Origin of the sequence: Clostridium sp. HMP27 (assembly GCF_000765165.1) — a bacterium.
Lineage (GTDB): Bacteria > Bacillota > Clostridia > Clostridiales > Clostridiaceae > Clostridium_AK.
Map to the genome: position 1 here is coordinate 1 of NZ_JMFY01000026.1, position 26,960 is coordinate 26,960.

Consider the following 26,960-nt stretch of genomic DNA (forward strand, 5'->3'; position numbering starts at 1 on the left):
TAATAGTACTCTGTGCAATTTTGAAAGAACATAGTTCTTTCTATATATCTGGTGATTATGGCTTGAAGGTAACACCCGTACCCATTCCGAACACGAAGGTTAAGCTTCAAAGCGCCAATGGTACTGCCGGGGAGGCCCGGTGGGAGAGTAGGTCGTTGCCAGATAAAATAATCCTTAGCTAAAAAGCTGAGGATTATTTTTATTTTTTGAAGTATTAAAAGTAGGCTAGAAGAGTGTTGTTAAGCATACCAAAGACTGCTAAAATGATTATATAAAATTAAGCAGAAGTATAAAATCAATTGATAGGGAAATAATTAATTGATGAATAAAGAATTGTTAAGTAAGATTGTAAAATAATCATGGAAAATAATAATGAATTTAATATAACTAGGAGGAATAATAATGAACGAAGTATTAGAAGTAATTAGACAAAGAAGAAGCACAAGAATGTTTAAAAGTGAACAAATAAAAGATGAAGAAGTAAAGGAAATTTTAGATGCTGGTATATATGCGCCAAGTGCTACCAATAAACAACCTTGGCACTTTACAGTAATTCAAAATAAAAAAATTATAGATTCACTTAATAATGACTTTAAGGAACTAGCAAAGAAATCAGAAAATGAATATATTAGAAGAGTTGGAGAAAATGAAAAATTCCATGCATTTTATAATGCACCAACTGTAATACTTATTTCAGGAGATGAAAATAACCATAGTGCAGCAGTAGACTGTGCAGCTGCAACACAAAATATGCTATTAGCAGCAGAATCTTTAGGAATTGGTTCCTGCTGGGTTGGATTTATAGCTTACCTATTAAATAGTGAAAAGGGTAAAGAATACTTAAAGAAATTAGGAATTCCAGAAGGATACAAACAAATACATTCTGTAGCTCTTGGATATAAGGGAGTAAATATAACAAATGCACCTGCAAGAAAAGAAAATACAGTAAATTTTATAAAATAAAAAACATCATCTAATCCAATTAAGGACGGGTATCAACCTTTTGCATAAAGGGTTAATATCCGTCCTTATTAATTTTCAAGTATTCTTAAGCACCAGAAAGACTATTCAAATGACTATTTAGATGGCAAGTTAAAAGTAAAATTATAATTGTTAAGGAAAAATTAAAAATATATGGAATATTTTTGAAACGTGTAATATAATATAATACAATACAGAAATAAAGCACAATATTAAAAGTCACTAGCAAAGCTATTAGGTTCTTAAAGTAATTAAAATTTCAAAGGGGGAAAGTTCATGTTAAAAAAGAAAAGAAGAGTTCTAGCATTAATGGCAAGTCTTTGTTTGAGTGTTTCCTTATTTACTGGATGCGGAAAATCCCAAACTACACAAAGTCAAAGTAAAGTAAAAGACTCTTTAATGGTGGCTACAGCATATGATGCAAAATCACTTGATCCACATGCTGTAAATGACGTTGCATCATCAAATGTAATGACTCAAATTTATGGGACACTTGTACGAATGAATGAAAAAAATGAGGTAGTGCCTATGCTTGCAGATTCATTTAGTCAGCTTGATGAGCTTACATATGAGTTTAAGCTTAAAAAAGGCGTTAAGTTTCACAATGGGGAAGAAATGAAGGCTAGCGACGTAAAATTCAGTTTAGAAAGAGCTGCAAAATCAGCACTTGTATCACATATTTTTGGGGATATAGATACAAATAGCTTTAAAATGCCGGATGATTACACAATATCATTTAAAACTAAGGTTCCTGCAGCTGGATTTCTTTCAGGGCTAAGTCATACTGGCGGAAGTATATTAAGTGAAAAGGCTGTTAAAGCAGCTGGAGAAAAATATGCTATGAGTCCTGTAGGAACTGGTCCATTTAAATTTGTTAGCTGGACAAAAGGTGATAGAGTTGAGCTTGAAAGATTTAACGATTTTTATGGTGAGAAGCCTAAGTTTAGCAAAATGACTATAAGAGTAATTCCAGAACCTACAAATAGAGCAATAGAACTTGAAAGTGGCGGAGTGGATATAGCTTATGAAATATCATCCAACGATATAAAAAGAATTGAAGAAAACGAAAAATTACAAATTACAAGAGTAATTGATAACTCAACTCAATATTTAGGATTTAATAATCAGAAGAAGCCATTTAATGATATAAAAGTTCGTCAAGCAATTAGCTATGCATTAAATACAAAGTCAATTGTAGAATCAGCTTGGAGAGGCGTAGGAAAGGTTGCAGTTGGCCCAATAGGTCCAAATGTAAGATATTCAGATAAGAGCCTTCAGGCACATGAGTATAATGTTGAAAAGGCTAAAGAATTATTAAAAGAAGCTGGATATGAAAAAGGATTTAAGACAAGCATTTGGACAAATGAGAAAAAAGAAAGAGTTGATATGGCAACAATAATGCAGAGTCAATTAAAAGAAGTTGGAATAGAAGCAGAAATAAAAATTCTTGAATGGGGAGCATACTTAGACGGTCTTTCAAAGGGTGAACATGATATGTTTATCATAGGCTGGACATGCCAGACTCCAGACCCAGATTTAGCAGTATATGCACCTCTTCATTCATCAAAAGCCGGCACAGGTGGTAACTATTCATTCTTTAAAAATGCCAAAGTTGATGAATTAATTATGAAGGGTAGAGTTATGAAGGACTCACCTGAAAGAGAAGCAGTATATAAAGAAATTCAAAAAGAAGTTAAAGCTCAGGCACCTTGGGTATTTTTATCAAATGGAGAGCAGGTTGTTGGTACTAGTAAGAATGTAAAAGGCTTTGTAGCAAGCCCATTTGGATACCATATACTTTATAATGTTAGTTTTCAATAGAATATAAAAAGATCTGATAGGGGTATAGCAATATACCCCTTAAGTTAAATCCTTAAAACTATTTATGAGGGGAGGAATAAAATTGATAAAATATATAGCCCGTAGAATTGTTTTCCTTATACCAGTAATCATTGGCGTAACTTTTATTGTATTTTCATTAATGTATATAACTCCAGGAGATCCTGCAAAAATAATCCTTGGAGAATCAGCACCAGAGGCTTCTGTTCAGCAGTTAAGGGAAGAAATGGGACTTAATAAGCCCTTTGTAGTTCAATATGGAAATTATCTGAAGAACTTAGTAGTTAATCAGGATATCGGAAGTTCCTATGTAACCAAAAGACCTGTACTAAAAGAATTGGCAGATTGTTTTCCTGCAACTTTAAAACTTGCGGCATTATCTATGGTATTTGCAATTTTGCTTGGTATACCAATAGGCATAATATCGGCTGTTAAGCAGTATTCGTGGTTTGACTCGGTTTCTATGATATTTGCATTAATAGGAATATCAATGCCAGTATTTTGGCTTGGATTACTTTTAATACTCCTTTTTGCAGTTAAACTACATTTGTTTCCGGCGTCAGGCTTTAGTAGCCTAAAGTATATGATTTTGCCAGCGGTATCACTTGGAGCACAATCAGTTGCAATAATTACTCGTATGACACGTTCTAGTATGCTTGAAGTAATAAGGCAAGATTATATAAGAACAGTTAGAGCAAAGGGACAAAAGGAGAGAGTGGTTGTATTAAGACATGCACTTAGAAATGCATTGATACCTATTATCACAATAATTGGCCTTCAGTTTGGAGGATTACTTGGAGGTGCGGTATTAACAGAATCAATTTTTTCAATTCCAGGCATAGGAAGATTGATGGTTGATTCTATTAAAATGAGGGATTTCCCTGTAGTTCAGGGGGGCGTTTTATTTATTGCAATAATGTTTAGTATTGTTAACTTGCTGGTTGATTTACTATATGCCTATGTAGACCCAAGAATAAAGTCTCAATATAGTTAATCAATTGAAGGGGGGACAAGTAGATGAGTGAAGTTAATATAGATGTAAATAAAGTAATAAATAAGACTACTAAGAAAAAATCTAGTCAGTTAATAGAAGTGTGGAAAAGACTTAGAAAGAACAAACTTGCGTTAGTAGGATTGGGAATAATCGCAATTTTATTGTTAGTTGCAATTTTTGCAGACTTTATAGCACCCTATGCATATGATAAACAGAACCTTGAGGCTACTTTTAGGTTCCCAAGTTCAGAACATATTTTTGGAACAGATGAATTTGGAAGAGACATTTTCAGCCGCATTGTTTATGGATCAAGAATATCCTTAGAGGTTGGATTTATTGCAGTTAGTATTGCTGTAATTATTGGTGGGGTATTAGGAGCTTTAGCTGGATATTATGGTGGTATGTTAGATAACTTAATAATGAGGGCTATGGATATACTTCTTGCTATACCACAAATACTTCTTGCAATATCAATAGTAGCAGCTTTAGGACCAGGACTTGTTAATCTTATGATTGCAGTTGGTATTTCATCTATACCTGGCTATGCTAGAATCGTAAGAGCTTCTGTACTATCTATAAAGGATCAGGAATTTGTAGAAGCTGCAAGGGCAGCCGGATCTAGTAATACTAGAATAATTTTTAAGCACATTATTCCCAATGTTATGGCACCTATTATTGTACAAGCAACCTTAGGTGTTGCACTTGCAATATTAACTGCGGCAGGACTTAGTTTTATTGGACTTGGAATTCAGCCTCCAGCACCTGAATGGGGTTCAATGCTTTCTGGTGGAAGAGGATATATAAGAGATTATTGGTATATGACTTTATTTCCTGGACTTGCAATAGTTGTTACAATATTTGCACTTAATGTTTTAGGTGATGGTCTAAGAGATGCTCTAGATCCAAAACTTAAAAATTAGGTTCTAGAGATGAGGAGAGTGATGAGATGAATAAAGGTCAAAACTTATTAGATATAAAGCATTTAACCATTCATTATAAAACTGACGATGGAATTGTTTATGCTGTTGATGATTTAGATTTATCTTTAGGCTATGGTGAGACCCTTGGATTTGTGGGAGAAACCGGTGCGGGTAAAACTACTACAGCACTTGGAATAATGCAGCTCATTCCAAATCCGCCAGGTAAAATAGTTAGCGGAGAGATATATTTAGCGGGAGAAAATTTACTTGAAAAATCAGAAAGAGAAATGCAGGATATACGAGGCAGTAAAATAGCTATGATATTTCAAGATCCAATGACTTCCTTAAACCCAGTTATAACAGTTGGGGAGCAGATAGCAGAAATGATTCAGCTCCATGAAAGTGTTACAAAGGAAGAATCGATGAAAAAAGCTGAACAAATGCTTGAAACTGTAGGAATAAGAAAAGAAAGAGCTAGGGATTACCCTCACCAATTTAGTGGTGGAATGAAGCAAAGGGTTGTAATAGCAATTGCACTTGCATGTAATCCAAGTCTTTTAATTGCTGATGAGCCTACAACTGCCCTTGATGTTACAATACAGGCACAGGTGCTTGAGCTTATGAAGAACCTGAAAGAACAGTACAAAACTTCAATGATTATGATAACTCATGATCTTGGAATCGTGGCAGAAATATGTGATAAAGTAGCTATTATGTATGCAGGTAATGCTGTGGAATATGCAGATAAGAGAAGTTTATATTTAAATCCTCTTCATCCATATACCAATGGTTTATTTAACTCAATACCAGATTTGGATAGGGATCAGGAGGAGTTGCCAGTAATTAAGGGATTAACACCAGATCCTACAAATCTTCCATCAGGATGTGCTTTCCATCCAAGATGTCCTAAAGCAATGGCAAAGTGTTCATTAAGCAAGCCGCCTAAGATTGAAGTGGAAAAAGGGCATTTTGTAAATTGTTTTATTTATGAAGACAGTAAGGAAAGTTAGAGAGGAGGATAGAAAATGGCAGAAAAGTTATTGGAGATTAACAATTTAAAGAAATATTTCAAAACAAAAAAAGGTATGCTTCATGCAATAGATAATGTTAGCTTTTATATAAATAAAGGAGAAACTTTAGGACTAGTTGGAGAATCAGGCTGTGGAAAGTCTACAACAGGAAGAGCTATACTGCGTCTTCATGAGCCAACCAGTGGACAAGTAATATATAATAACGAGGATATAGTTAAATATAGTGCTAAAAAGATGAAAGACATGAGAAGAAAAATGCAAATAGTTTTCCAAGATCCCTATTCATCCTTAAATCCAAGAATAACTGTTTCAGAACTTATTGCTGAACCTCTTTATGTAAATAAGATATATAAAAACAATAGAGAAATAGAGGCAAGGGTTAAAGAAGTAATGGAAACCGTAGGGCTTGAAGAAAGATTGATAAATGCTTATCCACATGAACTTGATGGGGGAAGACGACAAAGAATAGGCATAGCAAGAGCATTGGCACTGAAACCGGAATTTATTGTACTTGATGAGCCTGTATCTGCCCTTGATGTATGTATACAAGCTCAGATATTAAATTTAATGAATAGTTTGCAAAAACAATTTAATCTTACCTATTTATTTATTTCTCATAATCTTAGTGTTGTTAAACACGTAAGCGATAGAATTGCAGTTATGTATCTTGGAAAGATAGTAGAGCTATCAGATTATAAATCCATATTTAAAAACCCACTGCATCCATATACACAAGCACTTTTATCTGCAATACCAATACCTAAGGTAGATGTAGAAAAGGAAAAAATTATTCTTGAAGGAGATGTACCAAGTCCTGTAGATCCACCAGATGGGTGTAGATTTTATGGTAGATGCAATTGTAAGCGGGATATTTGTAAAGAAAGTACACCTAAATTAAGAAATGTAGGAAATGAAAGATATGTTGCTTGTCATTTTGCAGGCAAATAAATTATTTAGGGGGCATAAAAATTGGATATTGATATGAAATATGTAAAAAACCTTATGGAGGAGATTTTTAGTATTCCAAGTCCTGGGGGGGATACTTCAACTATAACTGAAAGATTAAGAAAAGAATTTGAAGGCATGGGTGTACCTGTTATTACCACAAGAAAAGGTGCTATTATGGGGACAATAACTGGAGAAAACGATGAAGAGCATAAACTAATTTCTGCCCATGTAGATACATTAGGTGCTGTGGTAAAAGAGATAAAATCTAATGGTAGGTTAAGACTTTCAGCCATTGGTGGATATGCATGGACTGCCTATGAAGGAGAAAATTTAATAATAAAAACTATGAAGGGTAAGGAGTATACAGGAGTTTTACTTCCTGATAAAGCTTCTATACATGTTCACTCTGAAGAAGTCCGAGAAACTCTAAGAACAGAAGAAAATATGGAAGTAAGAATTGATGAAGATGTACATACAAAGGAAGACACTCTTAAGCTTGGAATAAGAGTAGGGGACTTTGTTGCATTTGATACAAGAACAATTTTTACTGATAATGGTTATATAAAATCAAGATATATCGATGATAAAGCCTGTGTTGCTGTCTTGTTTGGTGTGTGTAAATACTTAAAGGACAATAATATAAAACCTGAGAATACAGTACACTTCTTTTTAAGCAATTTTGAAGAAATGGGGCATGGAGTAACAGCAATACCTGAAAAAACTGTGGAAATGCTTGCACTTGATATTGGAACTGTAGGGGAAGGACATACCTCAGATGAACACTGTGTGACCATATGTGCTAAGGATAGCCGTACACCATATGATTTTGGATTTAAAAAGAAGTTAGTGGAACTTGCTGAAGAGGTCGGTATTGATTATAGAGTGGACGTACATTACAGGTATGGTTCCGATGCAAGCTTATCAATACTTCAGGGTGTAGATGTTAATTTTGCTTGTATAGGACCAGGAGTAGATGCAACGCATCATTATGAAAGAACTCATATTGATGCTATTGAGAATAACATTAGATTGGTTATTCAATATATAATATAGTGCCACCCACATGGCAAGTGGCAAGTTAGTATATAAGTCCAATAGTTATTAATATAGCTATTGGACTTTATTATGGAACAGTGCCTGCTTTTTTAATCCATAGATGTTTACCCTTAAATTACTATTTACATGCTACTTTTCCTTATATGTTATTTATCTAGTGTTCGATCATGTGATAAAATTATAAATCATGGGAACAATTGAGAATTATCTGTAAGAGTTTGTTGATTGTTCCTAAATTAAAACATAATAACTTATGGGGTGATTAAGGTGGAAGGATTGGATGACTTGGTAAATGATTTGGATTATGAATCTTTATTCAATATTTATGGTAATCTTGTGGACTTACTTGGCAAAAATTTAGATATAGGTGAAATTGAAGTGGTAGCACATAAAATTCTTCAAAATCCAATGATAATAACGGATGAAAGCTATAAAGTTATTACATATTCTCACATAGATGAAATCAGCGATCCTATTTGGATGACAATAGTAAGTAATGAATATTGTCCATCCTCTATTGTAGAAATGACGGATTACAATGATTTTTGGGGAAGATTAAGCAGTGCTGGCAGCCCCTTATTTGTTGATAGTCAAGATTTTTCTCCCTATGTTAGAAGAGCAGTTGCACAAATAAAGTCAGCAGGTAAGGTAAGAGGATACATTGCTCTTGTTGAAATAAATAAACCAATAACTAAGAGTGACTTGCAAATACTTCAAATGGTTGCAGGTGTAGTAGGAATAAAGCTTATGGAAAAAGACGCTATTTCAAAAGCTCTTGGGCAAATGGAAAGTGAGTTTATAGGAGATTTATTTTCAGGTTTTATGACAAATGAAAAGATGGCCATAAATAGAGCTAAGTCATTAAGATGGAACACTAAAAGGTGGTTTAGTGTTATTTCTATACAAGCAGGTGAAAATAATTTATATATTGGAACAAAGCTGGATACTATTAAAAATACTTTAAATGTATATTTCCCATTTTGTATATATAACTTTAACGGACAAAATGCTTGCTTTATTGTAAGTTTTGATAGTAGAGAGAAGTGGAGTAAGTTTTGCCGAAAGGAAATTGAGAAGTTTATGAGGGAGGAAAACTTAATTTCCACTGTAGGGCTTCCTGTAGATAAATTAATTGATATCAAGGACAGTTATATTCAAGCTCAAAAGGCAGCAGAAGCAGTTGAATTTTTAAACAAAAGTATATGGAGGAAAGCTGTATATATTTATAGTGAAGTAGCAGTTTACAATTTACTTGGAGAAGTTTCTGAAAAAGAAAATATGTTAAGTAATTCACTTTTATTACTAAAGAAAATTGATGAAAAAGAGGGCAGTGAATATGTAACTACTTTAAAGCACTTCTTTGAAAATAATCAAAATGCTGCTGATACTGCTAAATCAATGTATTTGCATAGAAATACGATAAATTATAGATTAAATAAAATTCGTGAACTTTTGGAGGATGATTTTAATAATCCATTGGTACGGCTTCATCTTCATATGTCATTGATGATGGATGATATTATGCAAAAATGATATTTAAGACAATAGTAAATTTAAAGATGCTGAAGGCTTTGTTCAAATGAACAAAAACACAGCATCTTGTTTTTTTTATACGCCAAAGGTAATTCCCATCGAAAATTGAATTTATATATCTAGATTGATAATTCAATAACAATACATAAGGAGTGGATATTATGAAATTTAAGAAGCTTTTAGAACCAGGAAAGATTGGTAATATGGAATTAAAAAACAGAATGGTTATGCCAGGTATGGGTACAAATCTTGCAGCTGCAGATGGTACAGTTTCAGATGTTATTGTAAATTACTACGCACGTAGAGCAAATGGCGGGGTTGGACTTATAATAACTGAGGTATGCTGCCCAGACCCACTTGGAAGAGTTATTGATGGAGAAATTGAGATAACTAGCGGAAAGTTCATGCCAGGGCTTAGTCGTATACCTCATGCAGTGCATTCAGGTGGGGCAAAAGCTTGTCTGCAACTAGCTCATGGAGGATGTTTTTCTAGTGAAAGTGTAACAGGATGTCAACCAGTTTCACCTTCAGGAGTAGGAACTTTTCAGTTACCTAATGATACTCCAAGAGCAATGACAATAGAAGAAATAAAAGAACTTATCAATAAATATGGATTAGCAGCTCAGAAGGCTCGTCAATGCGGATTTGACGCAGTTGAACTTCATGGTGCTCATGGATATATGCCATTACAGTTCCTTTCAGGATATACAAATAGAAGAACTGATGAATATGGTGGAAGTCTTGAAAATCGTGCACGTTTTGCCCTAGAAACTATAAGATCTATAAAAGAGCATGCAGGAGAGGACTTTACTTTAATATATCGTTTATCTGGTGATGAAGATGTTCCAAATGGAATTACATTAGAAGAAGCGTCCACATTTGCTAAATGGGCTGTAGAAGCAGGGGCAGATGCAATCCACGTTTCAGCAGGTACTTGGGATTCAAGACTTCATAAATATTTTGATGTTATGTCAGGAAAAGAATCTGCAGAGGGTAAAAATCTTAGCTATGGTGTGGCGACATCTATGTGGGTTCCTCCAAACTACACTCCAAGAGGGTCACTTGTTAACTTAGCTGCAGCAATTAAAAAAGCTGTAGATGTACCTGTTATTGCAGTATGCAGTATACCACCAGAAATGGGAGAAGAAATTCTTGAAAAGGGAGATGCTGACTTTATTGCAATTGGTCGTCAAAGTATAGCAGATCCAGACTACGCATCAAAAATAGCTGCAGGCAAGCCAGAAACAATTCGCCGCTGCCTACGTTGCAATGAGTGTCTTGGAGAAGTTATGAAAAGCTGTGGAATTTCATGTGCTGTAAATGCAGAAGCTGGAAAGGAATATGAAAGCTTTGTAGAAGTAATTCCTGCTAAGACTAAGAAGAAAGTTGGAATTATTGGCGGAGGTCCTGCTGGAATGCAAGCAGCCATAACTGCAGCTGAAAGAGGACATGATGTAACATTATTTGAAAAGAATGGTGAACTTGGCGGAGCATTATATTATGTAAGTCTTCCAGATTTCAAGCAAGACTATAGAGATTATACAAATTATATTATAAATGCCACAAAAGAATGTGGAGCAAAAATTCAAACAGGAGTTAATGTTACTATGGATAACATTAAAGACGGTGGATTTGATACTGTAATTGTTGCTACAGGTGCAGTAACTTTCAAGCCTGGAATAAAAGGTTCAGAGGATGAGACTATATATGATCCTTTAGAAGTACTTGATGGTAAAATTCCTGAAGGCAAGGATGTAGTAGTCTGTGGAGCAGGTCTTGTAGGCTGCGAGGTAGCTATGTTCTTAGCTGAAAATGGTAAAGATGTAACTATGGTTGATATGGCAGCAGAAGCAGCACCAGATCTACCTATATATACAAAGTGGGTTTTAAATTCAAAGCTTGCTGAGCTTGGAATAAAGGTTAAGATAAACCATAAAATTGATGAAATTACTGGAAAGTATGTGAAATGCCAAGTTAATGGAGAAGAAATTGAATATGCTGGAGATTCAGTAATATGTGCACTTGGATTAAAATCAGAAAAAGCATTAGTCGGTGAATTAAGATCACAGTGTGAAGGTATAGAAATTATCCCAGTTGGAGATGTAAATAGACCAAGAAAAATCATGCAAGCTGTACATGAAGGCTTCCATGCTGCAAGAAGAATATAAAGTGCCACCCACATGACAAGTGGCAAGTAGCCTAAAAGTATTAATATAATTTATTAATAATAGTCCTCTCTAAAACTAAAAATCAAAGAGGCTGCTCCGCAAATAGCGCAGAGCAGCCTCTAATTTTTACAAGAATTAAGTATTCATCTAAGCCTCGTAAGTTACCTTAATTCGTTATACTTGTATTTCATGGATAACATTGTGAATATACACTGTTCATAAAAATTATAAAGGATGCATAAATATATAAATAAGATATCATATTTTATATAAAGTAAGTATTTAAAGGAGTTAAAATGAAAGAATTAACATTTAGAAATATTCGTTCAATAGCTATAAAAAATAGAATAGTTGAATGTGCAGATAAGTTATTTACTAATATGGAGTATGAGGATGTAAAAATAAAAGATATCTGTAAATCAGCAGGAGTATCTGTAGGTGGATTTTATCATTACTTTGGCTCTAAAGAGGACATTATTAATGAAGCATATAGAGCATTTGATATTAAAACTGAAGAACTGATGCAAAGTAGGACATTTAATACAAGGTGTGAGGCAATTTTATTCTTAATGGATTATCAGCTTAACGTTATTAATAGTAAGGGGTATATTTATACTACATGTTATTTTAAAAATCAATTATCAAACAAAGAAAAGTATATTTTAAGTAGGGAGAGATATTTTTATAGACAATTATTAATAGAAGTTACTGAGGCAATAAATAATGGGGAAATACATTATCCAAGTGCTGAGAAACTTACAGAACTTTTAGTAAAGATGAGTAGAGGAGCTGTTTATGATTGGTGTCTTCATGAAGGCAGTTATAATTTAGTTGAACAAACAATTGAAGACATGAAATCTATATTGGATGCATTTTTAAAATAGGGGCAAAGTCCCTGGGTTAAGATGGAAGAGGTTAAATAAATGATGATATCCATGTTGTAAAGAATAAAATAACTAGAGAACTTATAAAAAGACCTCTAGTTATTTTAACTTTTATATAAATATTATTTAGGTAATTGTTCTATTATATATCCAAAGCCATGTTCTCTATAATCTTCCCAGAATTTATGACGGTCTTCAGGAAATTGTACAGGTTCACTTAAACGCTGTTGTTCTGTAAGAGATTCTTCCTTTGGACGCTTTTCATATTTTAAGGCATCGCTGCATTTTTCAAGAAGCTTGGCACCTTTTTCATTATTAACTAAGATTACAGAAACTCCTTTTGTATCCATCCATTCAGGAGCATACTTTTCAATTCCCCAGTAGTCTGCAATTGTAATATCTGAGGTACGATGTATATCTGTAAATCGACACTCTGAGCAAGAAGGACGTGTAATGGTCTTTGCCCCAAAGAAAAGCTTATAAAACCTTTCATCGTTATGGACTTCCTCACTGGTTGAAGTTTTATATAGAAATGTTTTATTGCTATTTTCTCTACTCCAGTCAATTATCTTAGATCTAAATTGAATATCTGTTAGTTTTCCACCATGCTCTTTTTCTAATAATTTTTTATAGTCCTCCCAAACTAAGGGACTAGGAATACTGTGGCAAATCAAATCGCATATATATAGATTTTCAGTTAGTGATGAATAACGCATATATGCTCTAAGTCCTGCAGTTTGACAAGGTGTTCCAGTAAACAATACTGTTCTTTTATTAAGTAAATCCTTTTCTATTTGCTGAAAAATATTTCCCATATTGCTCTGTACATACTTAGATACTCTCATTCGATTTCTGCCTTCAATAGTTTCAGTTCTCTTGTGCAATACACGGAATTCGTCATCATAGTCAACACCATAAATAATCCCACCTTCTTTAAGTACTGCATCGGAAAGTGCTGTAAAGGCTCCACCAGATGTAGAACTCATAAGAACATCTTCTGATTTATGTTTAGCAACTAAAAATTCTGGCTCGGATTGTTGCTTATAATTCCCTTCACAAATTATAGGACAAATATTTACGCATTTGCGGCAATCTACACATAGTGCCTGGTCTATAACAGGATATAAAAATCCCTCTTGATCTGGTTCCATATGAATTGCTTTTGTAGGGCAAGCGTTAAAACATGCACTGCAACCTGAACAGTTTTCTTTCTTTGAATAAACTTTTTCCATGATAAATTCTCCCTTCTTTAGTTAAAATTATACTCATTCTATATAAAATTATTTATTTTTAATCTCTAAAATTTTAAAATATAGTGCATTAATTATTGGAATGAGATATAGATAAAAAGCATAAGGTATAAATCCTGTGCTGCTTACTCCCATTGTCATGGTAGGAACAAGAGCTGCTACATTCCAAGGAATAAGTGCAGCTAGTACTACTCCCGTATTTTCCAAATCTATAGCTAATTCATATTTATCAATATTCTTATCTTCATAGCTCTTACTCATAAGGTGGTGTGTTAAAACTGTAGAAATGGATTGATTACATCCAAAGGCTGCAGTAATGATACTAGTGATAATTGTATAAATAAATAATGTATATCGTGTTTTGGCCTTTAACAAGATAAGCTCTATATTTTTTAGCATATTTGTTCCCTCAAATATACCGGATAAGGCACAAGATATAAAAATAACTAAGGATGGTTTCCACATAGAAATAAGTCCGCCGCCTTTGAGCACATTTTGTAAATGACTAGATGAATCTAGCTGAAAGCCTAAGATTATAAATCTTAATACTTCTACTATACTATATTGCTGAAGTATTATAGCAATAGCGGAAGCTGACATAATGCTAAAAAGCATGGACAATTTAACATCTATTTTAAACAACGAAAAAATTAAAATTACTGCTGCCGGTAATAGGGTAATTAAATTAATCTTAAAAATATTTGATATTTCAGTATTCATATTGTTTTGAGTAAAGCTTAGAGGCTCTTGTAGTGAAAAAATTAGATAAATAATTATAGATAAAATAAATGGAAGTATTGAGGTTTTAAACATATTACGTATATTAGTATAAAGATTTGTGCGGGTTAAATTTGCAACTAAATTTGCACTAGAGGACATTGGCGAGCACCTGTCACCAAAATATGCACCTGCAATTATAGCACCAGAAGCCATATTTAAATTAATATTTCCAGCTTTGGCCATCAAGATTAATGCTACTCCTACAGTGCTTACCGTACCTAATGATGTACCCAATAGAAAAGATACAACACAGCTTATTATAAAAGCATATAGAATAAAGAAATTGGGATTCATGTATTTTATTCCATAATATATAATTGCGGGAACTGTTCCTGAAGCCATCCATATGCCCGTAATACATCCAATCAAGAAAAATATTTTTAGGACAACAAAGGATTTTTTTCCTCCATTAATTGACATTTTGATAATATCTGATAATAAGAATCCTCTTCTCCACGAAATAAAAGAAAAAATACATAAGGCGAGTAGTAATGAATAGCCTACAAATATTCCTTTATAAGCAGAAAAAATCAATACATAAAATGCAACTAACATGCTTACGATAATATCCATAATAGGTTCTCCTTTCGTTAAAAATAAGTATTTATATTTTAGTGAAGAGCTTAATTTTATGGTTTAAATTACTACTCAAAAGCTTAGTTTTATGTTAACATGGATTGTAATATCAGGCAAACGAATTGTTTTTATAAGTATAATCGGATATACCGATATATGCTATAAGGAGTGTTATTATGGAACTTAAACAATTGAAATCTTTTATAGTAGCTGCCGAAACTCTTAGTTTTAGCAAGACTGCAGAAATTTTAAATTTTGCTCAATCAAGCATATCGGATCAAATTCGATCTTTAGAAGAGGAATTTGGTTGCAAATTATTTGAACGCCTAGGTAGAAATATTTGTTTAACTGAGCAAGGAAATAAATTATTACCTTACGCTGAAAAAATTTTAAGTTTACATGATGAGGCAAAGGATAGTATCATAAGTGGGAAAATTCCAATGGGATCTTTAACTATTGCTACTGCTGAAACTCTTTGTGTATTTCGATTACCAGATTTATTCAAAGAATACTGCAGCCTCTATCCAGACGTGAATGTTAGACTAAAAATCGGTAATTGCGAAGACTTTCCAGATATGATTAGAAAAAATAAAATAGATATTGGCTTTGTTTTGGACAATGAAAGAGTTTATCCAGATATAATATCAAGGACTTTGTTTCATGAACCTTTAATTGTAGTAGCCAGCAATACTGAACCTTTGACTCAAAAGGATGTGGTTGAGATGCCTGAATTTGAGGGAAAAAATTTAGTGCTTACTCAAAGGGGTTGCAGTTATAGAGCTAGTTTTGAGGAGTTTTTATCAAGTGTTGATGTAGCTCCAAGCTCTATTTTTGAATTAGAAAGCATAGAGGCTATAAAACAATATGCTGCCAGTGGTTTTGGCATAGCTTTTTTACCGCGTATTGCTGTTGAAAAGGAAATAGAAAACGGACAATTAGTTGAAATAAAATACAACGGGCCTAAATTTTATACTTCAGCTCAAGTTATATATCATAAGGATAAATGGATATCTCCAGCGCTACAGGCTATATTAGATATGGTGGAAGAAAGACTTAAATAGATGAAGTAATAGAGATATCCTTTAAAAGTAAAGATGCAGGGAGGGATAACAATTTTTAAAAGTTGTTACCCCTCCCTCTATTTATTCAACTTGCCACTTGCCACTTGGGTGGCACTAAAAAGGGGTACATTAAGAAATTCTTAAGATTTATGTTGGGCACTTATTAAGATTTAGTTGATACCATTACTTTATAGATAGCAGTAAGGAGTGTGTTATAATATGGATAAATTAACGTGTTGAGGTGAATGGGATTGAATATATTAGTTTGTGATGATGATAAGGAAATATTAGATGCCATAAAAATTTATTTGACAAATGAGGGATATACAATATTTAAAGCTTCTAATGGAATAGAAGCACTAGAAATAATTGAAGAAAAGGAAATACATCTTATTATAATGGACATCATGATGCCTAAAATGGACGGACTCAGAGCTACAATGAAGATAAGAGAAAACAATAATATACCAGTAATAATGCTATCAGCAAAGGTCGAGGATACGGATAAAATCATGGGGTTAAACATGGGAGCTGATGATTATATAACTAAGCCATTTAATCCATTGGAGTTAATTGCAAGAGTTAAGTCTCAGCTGAGGAGATACACAACACTTGGAAGTCTTGAAACAAAAAGTAATGTTTTTAAAACTGGGGGACTTGTAATAGATGACGAAAGTAAGATTATAACTGTAGATGGAGAAGAAGTTAAACTTACTCCAGTACAATATAAGATATTAAAGCTATTGACTGCAAATGCAGGGAGAGTATTTTCTATAGATGATATATACGAAAAGGTATGGCATGAAGTTGCTTTTAATCCAGAAAATACTGTAGCAGTTCACATAAGAAAAATAAGAGAAAAGATTGAAATAAATCCGAAAGAGCCGAAATATTTAAAGGTGGTGTGGGGAATTGGATACAAGGTGGAAAAAATATAGTCATTCATTAGTAGCTAAGATAATCCTTTTTATAATTGTAATTGCATCCTTTACTGGTGTAATAAAAACTTTAATGAATTTAGTAAGCACTAATAATGATGATTTTGGAATAATATTTGAAGATAATTATTATCAAAGTTCGAAGTTTATAGAAGATAGCAGCAGTGTCATTGATGCATTAACGGAAATAACAGTTAAATACAAAAATCAGGAAAATGTTTTAAAGGGTGGTTCTATAACAGAAGATAGAATTCAAAATGAAGTAAACAATACTAATTTGTATTGGGAGTTTGAGTCTAAATCTAAACTTTTTAATCCAAATTTAAGTTATGAAGAAAATTATAATAAGTTTAAAGAGGTTTATGCTGATAAAATTTCTGAAATAAAGAATGATTTGATAAAGAAAGAGTTAAGAGATTATAACGCCAATATTCAAAGATTAAAGGACGTTAAGGGAGTTATATATTATACAAGTGATGGTACAAATGTATTTACAAACAGCACCAATACTAGCATAGGATATTTTGAGTCTTTTCCTTCTTATATAATATATGACAAGGCTCAGGAAAAGGTATATCCAAAGGAAATATTGAATAATAGAAATTATCATTGGATTTTATCAAATATTAATGAATTACATCAGCATGATTCTGTTATATATGTTGGATTTACAAATGAGTATTTAAATCCAGCAATTGAAGAATGGAAACAAAGCAGAGTAATTATTAATAGCAGCCTTCATGAAATATCAGGTTTTTTACTAGGATTACTGATATCATTTATATGTCTAGTAATAGTCACAGGTAGAAAATTCTTTGGCGATAAAGAGGTTCATTTAAATTCCTTTGATAAATTATACAATGATATAAATATAATAGTATGTTTTCTTTTAATAGGCTTATGGATTGCACCGGTGGTCTCTCTAGGTATTGACATTCATAATTTAAATAACATTGTAATTCCACTGACAGCTTTTATAGCTTCATTAGGATTAATTTTTGTATTGACATTGATTAAACACATTAAAAATAGGACATTTATAAAACATACATTAGTTTACAAGATATTCAATAGGATATTTAAATTTGTAAAAGAAATATATAATAACGGAAGTTTTGCTGTAAAAATTGCTTTAATAACAATAGGTTATCCAATACTTGTTGCATTAACTTTCTTTATGTTCCCAATAACAATTGGAGCAGCAGTATGGATTACATTTAAGAAAACAAAAGAATTTCAATTAATAAAAGATGGGGTAGAGAGGGTAAAAAAAGGTGAGCTGAACCATAAAATAAACTTAGAAAGTAAAGGGGAACTCGGAAAACTTGCCTCAAATATCAATAGCATAACAGAAGGATTAAGTAAGGCAGTTGAAAATGAGGTCAAAAGTGAACGTTTAAAAACTGAATTAATTACAAACGTATCTCACGATATCAGAACTCCCCTAACTTCAATTATCACCTATGTAGATTTACTAAAAAAAGAAACAGATAAATCAAAGTCAGAGGAATATATAGAAATACTAGAACAAAAGTCTCAAAGACTGAAAGTGTTAACAGAAGATTTATTTCAAGCTGCAAAAGCATCTAGTGGAAGCATTCCAGTAGAGTATGAAAAGATAGATGTTGTCTCCTTAATAACTCAGGGACTTGGGGAACTTAATGATAAAATTGAAGAACTAGGGTTAGAATTTAAGTTAAATCATCCTAAAGATAAAGTTTATATTAAAGCAGATGGGAAATTGTTTTGGAGAGTTATAGAAAACTTATTGTCTAACATATTTAAATATGCACTTTCAGGTTCAAGGGTGTATGTACACATTGACAACCTCGAAAGCGAAGTTAGGATAGTAATTAAAAATATTTCTGCTTATGAATTAAACATCTCTGCAGATGAGTTAATGGAGCGTTTCAAAAGGGGAGATGAATCAAGAAGCAGCCAAGGAAGCGGACTTGGATTATCCATAGCTAAAAGTCTTATTGATATTCAAAATGGGAAATTTAATATTGAAATAGATGGAGATTTGTTTAAGGCTGTAATCCAAATGCCCAAATTTTAGACGGGGCCAGGCCCTTGGGATAATCTGTAAAATATAAAAATATCATTCTTAGTAAAATAGTATGCTTCCCTTAAGGTATATAGATGAAAAAATAAAAATCTGTTACTTTAAGGGAAGCACTTTTCATTATAACATTCGGGGCAATTTGCATATGCTTATACTCTTTAGTATAATTGTTTATGGAGCAAAAGCATAATGTTGTCATAACGGGTATTTTATACTTAGAAAAATAAGATGAACAATAGAAAGGAATAATAGATATGTTAGAAATATTAAAGGCAATTTTATTTGGTATTATTGAGGGGATAACGGAGTGGCTTCCAGTAAGCAGTACAGGGCATATGATCTTACTTGACGAATTTGTAAAGCTCAATGTATCTGCGGTTTTTAAAGAAATGTTTTTAGTTGTAATACAGCTCGGAGCTATTTTAGCTGTGGTAGTAACTTATTGGAAGAAAATAATGCCATTTTCTCTAAATAGTAAAGAATTTATTAAAAAAGACGTTTTTGTAATGTGGATGAAGATTATCGTGGCATGCATTCCTGCGGCAGTAGTTGGATTGCTTTGGGACGATAAAATTGAAGCGCTATTTTATAATTATAAAACTGTAGCTATAATGCTTATCTTATTTGGAGTTTTATTCATAATTGTAGAAAATAATAATAAAGGTAAAGAAACTAAAATTAATGCAATTTCTGAAATAACATTTAAAGCAGCTTTTATTATTGGAATGTTTCAGCTAATTGCAGCAGTGTTTCCAGGAACTTCACGTTCAGGATCAACTATACTTGGTGGTATACTAATTAACATGAGTAGAACTATTGCAGCAGAGTTTACTTTTTTTATGGCAATACCGGTAATGTTTGGAGCAAGCTTGCTTAAACTTGTGAAATTTGGACTAGCCTTTAATCAAATGGAACTTTTGATTTTAACAACAGGAATGGTTACTGCTTTTATAGTATCAGTTATAGTAATAAAGTTTTTAATGCAGTACATAAAAAAACACGACTTTAAAGTATTTGGATGGTATAGAATTGTTCTTGGAATCATTGTGCTTTTATACTTTTTAATTAGATAGAAGTAGGTTAATAGCATTATTAATATCTCGCATATATTAATAATGCTATTTTTATTTCAGTTCCTTTTTATTTTTAATTTCTAGCAAATAACAATAATTTTATATGGTGTAGTTTGGGCTGGTATACTTCTTGTGGTAGCACCATAGACAACAATTAGATTTCTATTTGCAGGGCTTTCAGTAAAAAGTTGATCATTTCTAAGTACTATCTTAGTGTATGGTGAAATATTTAATTTTAAGGTACCGTCACTACTTACAAGCGCTGAGTTAAAATAGGATACTTTTACATTTTGAAGTACTGTATCTTTTGCCATAACAATTGCACGAAGCTGTGGTGGGTAAATTAAAGGTACGGGTGCATTTGCATCATAAAATCCAGTTACCCTGTCTCCTAGAACGACTGTTACGTGGTCAACAAAGTAAGTACCTGGTGATACCACAAAATTAACTATATTTCCATCTTTATTTTCTACAGACATTAACTTATAACATCCTGTTCTTTCATCAGTTGCTGTCCAAAAGTCTTCAATCATAGTAATAGTGCCAGAAAAAGATTTGAAGATTGCCAATTCTTAATCCTCCAGATTTAGTTCTATATTGTAATATATGTATTTTGTGAAATTTGTGTTAGTTTTAAAATAAATTATCTGTGTAAATATTTGAATAGATTACCTTGAGTAATGAAGTCCTTGGCAGAAGTGCCGGGGATTTTTTCTATGCATAAATTTTAGAAGAAATTCATAAATAATGCTAGGGCTAAAAAGACTATCTAGGATAATATGCAAAATAATACTGAAAATTTACCTACAGAAAAACGAAGTAAATTATTGTTTTAAGTAGAATATGGTGGATAATCACCCGAAATGGTATAAATTAATAATGTAAAATCACTTGAGTGATTTGTAATAATTATTATTAAGTAGTACAATAAATTATATAGTTATTATATGTAAATGATAAATATTATTCTAGATATGGTAGACAATAGAAAGGGCAGTAATTAGGTAAATTTTAATTGCTGCAGTTAATTAAAGAATTACATTATATGAAATTGTTTTAATTATGAGGAGGTATATGTATGTTTTTTAAGACTACAGAACAACACGAAGATTTTAGATTAAAAATTAGGCAATTTGCTGAAGAGCAAGTCAAGCCAATTGCATTTATGTTGGATCAGGAAAATAAATTTCCTTCAGAAGTTGTTAGCGGATTAGCTGATATGGGCGTAATGGGAATCCCATATGCAAAAGAGTACGGTGGGGCAGGTTTAGATGTTATAAGTTATGCAATTGCCGTTGAAGAATTGTCAAGAGTGGATGGAGGTACAGGTGTAATTCTTTCTGCGCATACATCACTAGGGACATATCCAATTGCTGCCTATGGAACAGAAGAACAAAAACAAAAGTATTTAATCCCACTTGCAAAGGGGGAAAAGCTTGGTGCATTTGGACTTACCGAGGAGAATGCCGGTAGTGACGCTGGTGGTACTGAAACTACTGCTGTTCTAGAAGGTGATTATTATATTTTAAATGGTGAAAAGATCTTCATTACCAACGGTGGAGAGGCTGATATTTATATTGTCTTTGCAGTTACTACGCCAAATATAGGCACTCGCGGCATTAGTGCGTTTATCGTAGAAAAAGGCTGGGAAGGCTTTAGCTTTGGTAAGCACTACGATAAGATGGGTATTCGTTCTTCTGCAACTGCTGAGTTGATTTTTAATAATGTAAAGGTACCTAAGGAAAATTTATTAGGTAAGGAAGGTGAAGGCTTTAAGATTGCTATGTCCACGTTGGATGGCGGACGTATTGGTATTGCAGCTCAAGCTCTAGGTATAGCACAAGGTGCTTATGAGAATGCATTGGAATATTCAAAAGAAAGAGTTCAATTTGGCAAACCTATATGCCAGCAGCAAGTCATTGCTTTTAAGTTAGCTGATATGGCTACAAAGCTTAGAGCAGCTAGGATGCTTATTTATAGTGCAGCAGAACTTAAGCAAAATCACGAGCATTATGCTATGGAAGCTGCTATGGCAAAACAATATGCTTCCGATGTTTGCCTTGAGATTGTTAACGACGCTGTTCAGATATTTGGCGGAAGTGGTTATCTTAAAGGTATGGAAGTTGAACGTGCATATAGAGATGCTAAGATTTGTACAATTTATGAAGGAACTAACGAAATTCAACGTGTTGTTATTGCTGCCAACATCATTGGCAAGATGCCTAAGACTGAGTATGCAGGAAAGACTTCCCGTGAACCTTCTACAGGGTATCGTAAGAAAGTAGTTTATAAGGATGGAACTCTTGAAGAAAGAGTTAATTCTCTTGTGGAAGCACTTAAGACAGATGGCTATGATTTCACAGTTGGAATTCCTTTAGATACTCCTATAACCAAGGCAGAAAGGGTAGTAAGTGCAGGTCTAGGCATAGGAGAAAAGGAAAATATGAAGCTAATTGAAGATTTAGCAGTACAAGCTGGTGCTGCTATAGGTTCTTCACGTCCAGTAGCTGAGACTCTTAAATATGTACCACTTAATCGCTATGTTGGTATGTCAGGTCAAAAATTTAATGGAAATCTTTATATTGCATGCGGTATTTCTGGTGCAGGTCAGCATTTGAAGGGTATAAAGGATGCTACTACAATTGTTGCTATAAATATTGACCCAAATGCTAAGATATTTAAAAACGCAGACTACGGTATTGTTGGCGATTTAATGGAAGTATTGCCGGTGCTTACTAAGGCTTTAGATAATGGAGAAACAAAGAAGGAAGCTCCACCAATGAAGAAGATGAAGAGAGCTATTCCTAAGAAAGTTGTTCCAACTTGGAAGCATTATGTATGTAATGGATGTGGTTATGAATACGATCCTGGTGTTGGTGATCCAGAGGGAGAAATAGCTACAGGAACTCTATTCGAAAATATACCAGAAGATTGGACTTGTCCTGCTTGCGGTGAAGAAAAGAATATGTTTATAGAAGTGTAGCTCCTATAAGTAAACACGATAATATGTTTTGGTGTAAAGGAGGATTAATAATGTATTGTGTTAGAAAAATAACTGAGGATCTTTATTGGGTTGGTGGTAATGATCATCGCCTTGCTTTATTTGAAAATGTCCACCCCATTCCAAGAGGGGTTTCATATAATTCATATTTACTTTTAGATGAGAAAACAGTGCTGTTTGATACAGTGGACTGGTCAATTTGCCGTCAGTTTCTTGAAAATATTAAAGGAGTCTTAGGGAATCGAACTTTAGATTATATGGTAATCAATCATATGGAGCCAGATCACGCAGCTTGCATTGAAGAAATTGTTCTTCGTTATCCAGATGTAAAGATTATATGTACTGAAAAAGCTTTTATGTTCATGCATCAGTTTGGTTTTCAAATTGATAATGACATAACACAAGTTAAAGAAGGAGACACTATGTCTTTTGGAAAGCATAATGTTGTATTTGTATCAGCTCCAATGGTACATTGGCCAGAAGCTATGGTAACCTATGATACTACCGATGGTGTATTGTTTTCAGCTGATGCCTTTGGTTCCTTTGGTGCTTTAGATGGGAAGCTCTTTAATGATGAGATGAACTTTGACCGCGATTGGATTGATGATGCTAGAAGGTATTACACAAATATTGTAGGGAAATATGGACCTCATGTTCAGGCTCTTTTAAAGAAAGCTAGTACTATTGACATTAAGATTATATGCCCTCTGCATGGACCAGTATGGCGTAATGATTTGGGGTACTTTTTAGATAAGTACAGCAAGTGGAGCAGCTATGAACCTGAAGAAAAGGGTATAATGATTGTTTATGCAACAATGTATGGAAATACAGAAGCTGCTGCCACTGATTTAGCAACAAGGTTAGTTGAAAAAGGAATGACAAATGTAGTTATGTATGATGTTTCAAAAACTCATGTGTCATATTTGATTTCGGAATCATTTAAATATAGCCATATAGTTCTTGCTTCTGTAACCTATAATTTGAAGATTTATCCACCAATGCTTAATTACATTATGGATATGAAGGCATTAAATCTTCAAAAACGTACTTTTGCCCTTATAGAAAATGGTTCATGGGCTCCTCAATCAGGTAAATTAATGCATGAACTTATAGATGAGATGAAAGAAATGACTATTTTAGATAATGAGATGACAGTGACCTCAGCATTGAAAGAAAGTGATGAGGATTCAATGGATGCTCTTGCTGACAGCATTATAGTATCAATGAAGTAACTAGATATCTGAAAATAGCAGCTAACTATTTATTTAGAAGGCTGCTATTTTCTGTTTTCCATAGGAGATACTTATTTGGAACAATTTTTATATTTTTACATAGTTATGGTATAATAGATGGGATTGCTTTTTGGTAAGCATTTATTATTTTAAAGAAATATTTGAGAGTTTTTCAGTTAAGGGGGAGAGTTATATGGAAAATGATGTGACTGTTGAAATAAAAGACCTTCGCATGAGTTATGGAGATAAGGAAGTTTTAAAGGGAATAAATTTGGAAGTGCATAAAGGTGAGGTTATAGGCTATATAGGTACTAATGGAGCTGGTAAGAGTACAACAATTAAAATAATATTAGGTATTGTTGAAGGGTACACAGGAGAGGTTAAGGTTCTAGGGCAGGATATATCCAACGATAAATTAGAATATAAAAGAAAAATTGGATATGTACCTGAGGTTGCTGAAATATACGACAATCTCACTGCAAGAGAGTATCTTACTTTTATAGGAGAACTGTATGGAATGAGCAGTGAAATTGTAGATGAAAAAGCTGAAAAACTTATGGGCATATTTGGTATAGGAGATTCTTATAATTCAAGAATCAGCTCTTATTCTAAAGGGATGAAGCAAAAGGTTTTAATTATATCAAGTTTACTTCATAACCCAGATATATTGTTCTGGGATGAACCTTTGAGCGGATTGGATGCAAATAGTGTAATGGTTGTAAAGGAAATTCTTGCTCAGCTGGCAAAGCAGGGTAAAACCATATTTTATTCATCTCATATAATGGACGTAGTTGAAAAAATAAGTAATAGGATAGTGTTATTGAATAACGGAGAAGTTGTGGCAGATGGCAGCTTTCAAGAGCTTAAAGAAAGCTCAAAAGAAGGATCTTTGGAACAAATATTTAATCAAATTACAGGGTTTAGCCAATACGAGGCTATAGCAGAAGAATTTGTATCAATAGTTGAAGAGGTGTAGTTTGATGAAAGATTTTAAGATTTTGAGATTTCTAGATAAGTTAAAGCCTGTATTTGAAAAGATAGGCGTTGACTATAGGATAATGAGAAAAATTCTTCAAATGAAATTATTAATGGATGGAAGAAGAGCTCCAACAGTTTTTGCTGGTAATAATAAGAATAAAGATGATGATGGTAATAAATTTTTAAAATCTTTATGGATATATATTTTAATGGGATTGATATTAATTCCATTTGTAATTATGAAAAATAATTATATATATCAAATGAGCATTGTATTTGTTATAATTATGTTTTTTGTTATGACATCTTTGATTTCAGATTTTTCTTCTGTACTTTTAGACATCAGAGATAAAAATATAATAGGGACAAAACCCGTAGATCCAAAATCTTTAAGACTTGCAAAGACTATTCATATTTCTATATATATGTTTTATTTAACAGCTGCTTTAGTAGGACCAGCACTTTTAGTGAGTTTATATTCTCAAGGGATAGAATTCTTTATTCTTTTTCTTATCTCTATAATACTACTGAATATGTTTATTATAGTGCTAACATCATTGGTTTATTTTTTAATTCTAAGATTTTTTGATGGAGAAAAGCTTAAAGATATAATAAATTACATCCAAATAATTTTAACAATAGTAATTTCAATAGGATATCAATTACTAGGAAGATTATTTAGTATAGTGGACTTGAAAATTCAATTCACCCCAAAGTGGTGGCAGTATTTTATAGCGCCAATCTGGTTTTCAGCGCCATTTCAAATAATTAAGAAATCAGAAGTAAATAGCTATTATGTAACATTCACCATTATGGCTATTGTAATTCCTATTATATCAATTGTAGTTTATACAAAGCTAATGAGTGTTTTTGAAAAGAATCTTCAAAAGTTGAATAATAACTATGAAAATAATAAAAAAGATAAAAGAAAACCAGGTGAATTGCTTTCAAAAATGTTATGCAGAAGTAAAGAGGAAAGAATATTTTTTAGGTTTGCTTATGATATGATGAAAAACGAAAGAGAATTTAAGCTTAAAGTATATCCCTCATTAGGATTTTCTATAGTGTTTCCTTTTATATTTTTGTTTCAGCAGTTTGCAATATCTAGTATAAAAGAAGTTTCTCAAGGCAAGTCATACTTTTTTATATACTTTTCTGGCATGATGTTATCTACTATTATGCTTATGATTAGATATTCTGAAAGATATAAAGGAGCATGGATTTATAAGGCTTTACCAATTGATAATGTTTCAAATGTATTCAAAGGAACGATAAAGGCCTTTATAGTAAAGCTATTTTTTCCTATATTTTTATTTCAATCTATAATTTTTATTGCTATATTTGGAGTTAGAATAGTACCTGATATATTAGTAGCATTTCTAAATATGATGATATTTAATACGTTATGTTTTATGGCATCTAAAAGATCCTTGCCATTTTCGCAGGCTTTTGGATCAGCACAGCAAACAAATGGATTTATAAATTTGATGCTAACCATAGTACTTGGTATTTTGGGAGTAATTCATTATAAAATAGCAAACATAACTTATGGAGTGTACGTATATTTATTTTTATCATTTATAGTGAATTTTGTGCTGTGGAAAATAGCATTTAATATCTCGCCTAAAAGGGTTGTTAACAACTGAGCATGG

21 protein-coding genes and 1 rRNA gene are annotated in these 26,960 nt (G+C 32.7%); 19 read left to right on the forward strand and 3 right to left on the reverse strand.

Annotated features, from left to right (window positions below; genetic code table 11):
- Positions 1-47: 47 nt before the first annotated feature.
- The 11 genes from rrf (at position 48) to DP68_RS12890 (ending at position 12,354) form a co-directional block, all read left to right on the forward strand.
- Positions 48-164, forward strand: a 5S ribosomal RNA gene (gene rrf, locus DP68_RS12840).
- Positions 165-402: 238 nt separating this feature from the next.
- Positions 403-963: a nitroreductase gene (locus DP68_RS12845; protein WP_035310160.1), complete on the forward strand. Its 561-nt coding sequence runs from the start codon at positions 403-405 to the stop codon at positions 961-963.
- Between the two features lie 294 nt (positions 964-1,257).
- Positions 1,258-2,802 carry an ABC transporter substrate-binding protein gene (locus DP68_RS12850; RefSeq protein WP_035310162.1) on the forward strand — a complete coding sequence of 515 codons (1,545 nt, stop codon included), beginning with the start codon at positions 1,258-1,260 and terminating at the stop codon, positions 2,800-2,802.
- Positions 2,803-2,884: 82 nt separating this feature from the next.
- Complete coding sequence (gene nikB / locus DP68_RS12855) at positions 2,885-3,814, forward strand: nickel ABC transporter permease (protein WP_035310164.1); 930 nt, start codon at positions 2,885-2,887, stop codon at positions 3,812-3,814.
- A gap of 23 nt (positions 3,815-3,837) precedes the next feature.
- Positions 3,838-4,734, forward strand: a complete 897-nt coding sequence (locus DP68_RS12860; protein ID WP_052085796.1) for an ABC transporter permease — start codon at positions 3,838-3,840, stop codon at positions 4,732-4,734.
- Between the two features lie 26 nt (positions 4,735-4,760).
- Positions 4,761-5,744: an ABC transporter ATP-binding protein gene (locus tag DP68_RS12865; RefSeq protein ID WP_035310166.1), complete on the forward strand. Its 984-nt coding sequence runs from the start codon at positions 4,761-4,763 to the stop codon at positions 5,742-5,744.
- A gap of 15 nt (positions 5,745-5,759) precedes the next feature.
- Complete coding sequence (locus tag DP68_RS12870) at positions 5,760-6,713, forward strand: oligopeptide/dipeptide ABC transporter ATP-binding protein (protein ID WP_035310167.1); 954 nt, start codon at positions 5,760-5,762, stop codon at positions 6,711-6,713.
- Positions 6,714-6,734: 21 nt separating this feature from the next.
- Entirely contained in the window at positions 6,735-7,766 is a 1,032-nt protein-coding gene (locus tag DP68_RS12875; protein ID WP_035310169.1) for a M42 family metallopeptidase, read from the forward strand.
- A gap of 270 nt (positions 7,767-8,036) precedes the next feature.
- Complete coding sequence (locus DP68_RS12880) at positions 8,037-9,302, forward strand: helix-turn-helix domain-containing protein (protein WP_035310171.1); 1,266 nt, start codon at positions 8,037-8,039, stop codon at positions 9,300-9,302.
- A 161-nt stretch (positions 9,303-9,463) separates the two neighbouring features.
- Positions 9,464-11,470: an FAD-dependent oxidoreductase gene (locus tag DP68_RS12885; RefSeq protein WP_035310173.1), complete on the forward strand. Its 2,007-nt coding sequence runs from the start codon at positions 9,464-9,466 to the stop codon at positions 11,468-11,470.
- Positions 11,471-11,766: 296 nt separating this feature from the next.
- Positions 11,767-12,354 carry a TetR/AcrR family transcriptional regulator gene (locus tag DP68_RS12890; RefSeq protein WP_052085797.1) on the forward strand — a complete coding sequence of 196 codons (588 nt, stop codon included), beginning with the start codon at positions 11,767-11,769 and terminating at the stop codon, positions 12,352-12,354.
- Positions 12,355-12,476: 122 nt separating this feature from the next.
- Here the strand turns inward: DP68_RS12890 and DP68_RS12895 are convergent, their stop codons facing one another.
- Both DP68_RS12895 and DP68_RS12900 read right to left on the reverse strand, forming a co-directional pair.
- Positions 12,477-13,586: a Coenzyme F420 hydrogenase/dehydrogenase, beta subunit C-terminal domain gene (locus DP68_RS12895; RefSeq protein ID WP_035310175.1), complete on the reverse strand. Its 1,110-nt coding sequence runs from the start codon at positions 13,584-13,586 to the stop codon at positions 12,477-12,479.
- Positions 13,587-13,634: 48 nt separating this feature from the next.
- The gene (locus DP68_RS12900) at positions 13,635-14,957 is read right to left on the reverse strand and encodes a Na+/H+ antiporter NhaC family protein (protein WP_035310177.1); all 1,323 of its coding nucleotides are present in this window, start codon (positions 14,955-14,957) and stop codon (positions 13,635-13,637) included.
- Between the two features lie 179 nt (positions 14,958-15,136).
- Between DP68_RS12900 and DP68_RS12905 the strand changes: the two genes are divergently transcribed.
- The 4 genes from DP68_RS12905 to DP68_RS12920 all read left to right on the forward strand — a co-directional run bounded on the left by DP68_RS12905 (position 15,137) and on the right by DP68_RS12920 (position 20,097).
- A complete protein-coding gene (locus DP68_RS12905; RefSeq protein ID WP_035310178.1) occupies positions 15,137-16,021 on the forward strand; it encodes a LysR family transcriptional regulator in 885 nt (294 codons plus the stop codon).
- A gap of 251 nt (positions 16,022-16,272) precedes the next feature.
- The gene (locus DP68_RS12910; RefSeq protein ID WP_035310179.1) at positions 16,273-16,959 is read left to right on the forward strand and encodes a response regulator transcription factor; all 687 of its coding nucleotides are present in this window, start codon (positions 16,273-16,275) and stop codon (positions 16,957-16,959) included.
- Positions 16,934-19,018 (forward strand): HAMP domain-containing sensor histidine kinase, encoded by a 2,085-nt coding sequence (locus DP68_RS12915; RefSeq protein WP_035310181.1) that lies wholly within the window; start codon positions 16,934-16,936, stop codon positions 19,016-19,018. Before DP68_RS12910 ends, DP68_RS12915 begins: the two co-directional genes overlap by 26 nt.
- A 254-nt stretch (positions 19,019-19,272) precedes the next feature.
- Positions 19,273-20,097 carry an undecaprenyl-diphosphate phosphatase gene (locus tag DP68_RS12920; protein WP_035310183.1) on the forward strand — a complete coding sequence of 275 codons (825 nt, stop codon included), beginning with the start codon at positions 19,273-19,275 and terminating at the stop codon, positions 20,095-20,097.
- 80 nt (positions 20,098-20,177) lie between these two features.
- Here the strand turns inward: DP68_RS12920 and DP68_RS12925 are convergent, their stop codons facing one another.
- Positions 20,178-20,666, reverse strand: coding sequence for a hypothetical protein (locus tag DP68_RS12925; RefSeq protein ID WP_035310185.1), 489 nt, complete (start codon positions 20,664-20,666; stop codon positions 20,178-20,180).
- A gap of 509 nt (positions 20,667-21,175) precedes the next feature.
- Between DP68_RS12925 and DP68_RS19270 the strand changes: the two genes are divergently transcribed.
- From DP68_RS19270 to DP68_RS12945, 4 genes are all read left to right on the forward strand, one after another.
- Positions 21,176-23,080, forward strand: coding sequence for an acyl-CoA dehydrogenase family protein (locus tag DP68_RS19270; RefSeq protein WP_081957219.1), 1,905 nt, complete (start codon positions 21,176-21,178; stop codon positions 23,078-23,080).
- Positions 23,081-23,130: 50 nt separating this feature from the next.
- Positions 23,131-24,330: an FprA family A-type flavoprotein gene (locus tag DP68_RS12935; RefSeq protein ID WP_035310187.1), complete on the forward strand. Its 1,200-nt coding sequence runs from the start codon at positions 23,131-23,133 to the stop codon at positions 24,328-24,330.
- Between the two features lie 193 nt (positions 24,331-24,523).
- Positions 24,524-25,306 carry an ABC transporter ATP-binding protein gene (locus DP68_RS12940; RefSeq protein ID WP_035310189.1) on the forward strand — a complete coding sequence of 261 codons (783 nt, stop codon included), beginning with the start codon at positions 24,524-24,526 and terminating at the stop codon, positions 25,304-25,306.
- 4 nt (positions 25,307-25,310) lie between these two features.
- Positions 25,311-26,954, forward strand: coding sequence for a hypothetical protein (locus DP68_RS12945; RefSeq protein ID WP_035310190.1), 1,644 nt, complete (start codon positions 25,311-25,313; stop codon positions 26,952-26,954).
- Positions 26,955-26,960 lie beyond the last annotated feature (6 nt).